Annotated in this window: 2 protein-coding genes; both read left to right on the top strand. The window is 57.9% G+C overall.

The features are described from left to right. Positions 1-439 precede the first annotated feature (439 nt). Positions 440-1426, top strand: coding sequence for an HWE histidine kinase domain-containing protein (locus L630_RS22030; RefSeq protein ID WP_024850036.1), 987 nt, complete (start codon positions 440-442; stop codon positions 1424-1426). Between the two features lie 953 nt (positions 1427-2379). Continuing rightward, on the top strand, positions 2380-2907 hold the full coding sequence (locus tag L630_RS23065; protein ID WP_156941777.1) for a hypothetical protein: 528 nt from the start codon (positions 2380-2382) through the stop codon (positions 2905-2907). Positions 2908-2914 lie beyond the last annotated feature (7 nt).

The raw sequence follows: 2914 nt of genomic DNA, 5'->3' as shown, positions 1-2914 counted from the left end.
CCGCTCATCAGCCTGCCCGCTGCGGCAAGCTGATCCGGCACAGTCCGGAAGGCACGGCGATCGCATAAGCTACACCACCTCTCGGGACATCATCCAGCTATTCGGCGTCGTCGCCCAAAACCAGACTGTCCGGTGTCGGCCCCCAAAGGCGTCGGCAGGAAACTGTTTCCCAAGCTGTAGACACGGCTTAGAGCCCACGCCCGCACGGGCGGGTTGCCGACTGACGGCTCTCAGATGAGCCACCACGAACGCGGACATCCGCCGTTGGCTGTTTCTCATCACAGCTGAATGCGAAGTCAGATCTTGGTTAGCCGCTCGATAGCAATTGGTGTCGCGTGACAACAGGCGCGGCGTCTTATGATGCCCAACGACATCATGCGCTTGACCGACATCATGTGCAGTGTGCAAAATTAGAGGCCTGCCATGGGAGAGGAATGGCATGCCGATTGAACGACTGAGGGCGACTGGTTCTTTCCTGCGGGAGTTTGTCGAGGCGGTTCCTGGCGCGGTCTATGCAAAGGATCGTGCGGGTCGAATACCGCTGGGGAATGAAGCCTTTGCAGAGGCTGTCGGCTGGCAGTCGGGTGGCTTTGTCGGCAAAAACGACCTTGAGCTATTGGCCGACAAAGATCTGGCCCGCACGGTCATGGACAATGATCAGCGCATAATGGCCGGACATGGGAGATCCCAGATCGAGGAAATGCTGCGGGCAGAGGACGGCAGCACGAGCTATTGGTTGTCGACAAAGGCGCCGTTCACCGATGAAGACGGGAATGTCGCGGGGCTCGTCGGCGTTTCGGTCGACATCACCGAGCGAAAGCGCTTCGAGCAACAGGAGAGGCTCCGCGCTCAGGAAGTCGAGCATCGCAACAAGAACCTGCTAGGTGTCGTGCAAAGCGTCGTCCGGCTGACTGAGGCGGCTACGATAGAAGAGTTTCGCGAGACGGTGGTCGGGCGGCTCGATGCACTCGATCGTGTCCATGGCGTCTTCATGCGCGAGCGCCGCGATCGGGTGGATTTGAAGGAATTGCTGCTTGAAGAACTGGCAGCCTATGCCCCCAACAACGCAGGGCGTGTCCGTTTGACGGGGCCGCGGGTGTGGGTTGGTGTGGATGCGGCCCAGCCGCTCGGAATGGCATTTCATGAATTGGCGACGAACGCTACCAAGTACGGCGCGTTTGCAAATGCGACAGGCACACTCGATGTGATCTGGCAACTGCCCCAGGGAAACGGCGCGCCGCTGGCGATCGAATGGAAAGAAACGGGAGGTCAGCCTGTTGAGACGCCCGACCGCCAGGGGTTCGGTACAAGATTGATTCGATCGGTGGTGGAGCATCAGCTTCATGGGACGCTCTCGTTGGGCTGGGAGCCGAGCGGACTTCGATGCGCGATTTCCCTACCGTTGCAGAGCATTGCGCTGGATTGAGCTCGACCACGGCAGGTGAACTCGAAGCCTACGCCGAACGACATCATCAGTGACCAGCGGTCGACATCCGGCCCAAGCCAGGCGTCCGGCGGCGGTTTGTTCGGCGGCCGCATTTAGGCCGGCAATTGGTCGCGCCCTAACGACAGCTTTCGGGAAGCGATTGGAGGTCGTGGAACGGCCGAGATGAGGTCATCTGCTGAATGGCAGCTTTCCCACTTTCTCGGCCAGAACCGGACGGTCAGTAAACGGCCCCGAACACGCCGACCGTTGGATGCGCCAGAAGCGACGGCTTTCGGGAAGCTGTCAATGTTCTAGGATCGACGGAGATTAAGGTCGGATTCAGTTGTTGAAAACAGCGTATACTCAAGGGACCAAATCGGGCGAAGTCACTTAAGACCACAATGTCCAGTGCCGGCCCCCCTGGTAGCTTCGTCACCGAGCAGCGCAACGTGGACCTCATCGGCGGCACCTGAATCGGCAAAACCCTCCTCGCCATTCGCACTCACCGCTCTACTGCGCAGCGAAACGGGAGCTCGAGGCGATGGATGGTATTGAGCGACGCGTCTTGTGGGTAGCACGTGGCGCATGCACCAGAATGGGGGGCACAGATAGACCGTACCTGTCGCGCCTCGTCGTGGGTTCCACTTCACTACCCTCTGTCGAGGCGACAGCCATAAGCAGCCAGTTGTTGGAGCGCCCCCCCGATTCGCTGCAGGGGAGCAATTTCGGTGTGATGGCATAGGAGCGCCCTCCAATTCTCGTCAGCGGATTGCCGCCTGAAGCGGCCTTTCAGCCAAAACTGAAAGCTTTTTCCGTTTGTACCGAGGGCATTCCCCGCCGCATCGTTGCGTGACAGCGGATTCCAGTGATAGCGCTTCCCCTTGGGCTTGGGACTTCAATTGCCGACTTACGCTTTGATGTGTCTTGCCGCGGACTATCGAGAGCGAGGCATTATGAATCCAAGTGTGAGTGCGGCGCGGACGGCATGGGTCCGCCGTGCGTTTTTGTCGCTTATGGTAGCGTTCCAGGCATTGTGGTTGACTGCTGTTCCTGCGCGTTCTGATCCACTCGAATTTTTCGAGCCTGTTGTCACGCTGGTCAGCGTCAACAAGACTACAAAGCAGTTTATATACATTGTGGATTTTGGTCGTCCAGTAACAGGTTTTGATTTTGGCGATGTTTTCGTAAATCTTGACCCTTCTATGTTTGTGAACCAACCCGAGGTTTCAGGTTCAGGACAGAGCTATACTCTTACGGTTACTTTTGGCGGGTATGGATATTTCCAACTGGGCATACGTGAAGGTTCGGCCTTTGATACAAGCGGCGCGATCAATGCCCAATATCTTGGTGCTCCCACCGAAGTTCGATCCCCACCCGCCATCATTCAGGCATATGAACCGCGCCGGGATTGCCGGAGGCTCCCCCTCTTGAGATTAAGGAGCCATCATGACGAAACGGAACGGCAATACCTATTCACCTGAAGTGCGC

The sequence above is a fragment of the Aminobacter sp. J41 genome (genome assembly GCF_000526635.1).
Classification (GTDB): domain Bacteria; phylum Pseudomonadota; class Alphaproteobacteria; order Rhizobiales; family Rhizobiaceae; genus Aerobium.
This window is presented reverse-complemented; position numbering and strand designations above follow the sequence as displayed.

What these genes read in the sequence shown, in the direction of transcription:
- L630_RS23065 (WP_156941777.1), top strand. Translation starts at nt 2,380, where the DNA reads ATGAATCCAAGTGTGAGTGCGGCGCGGACGGCATGGGTCCGCCGTGCG.
- L630_RS22030 (WP_024850036.1), top strand. Translation starts at nt 440, where the DNA reads ATGCCGATTGAACGACTGAGGGCGACTGGTTCTTTCCTGCGGGAGTTT.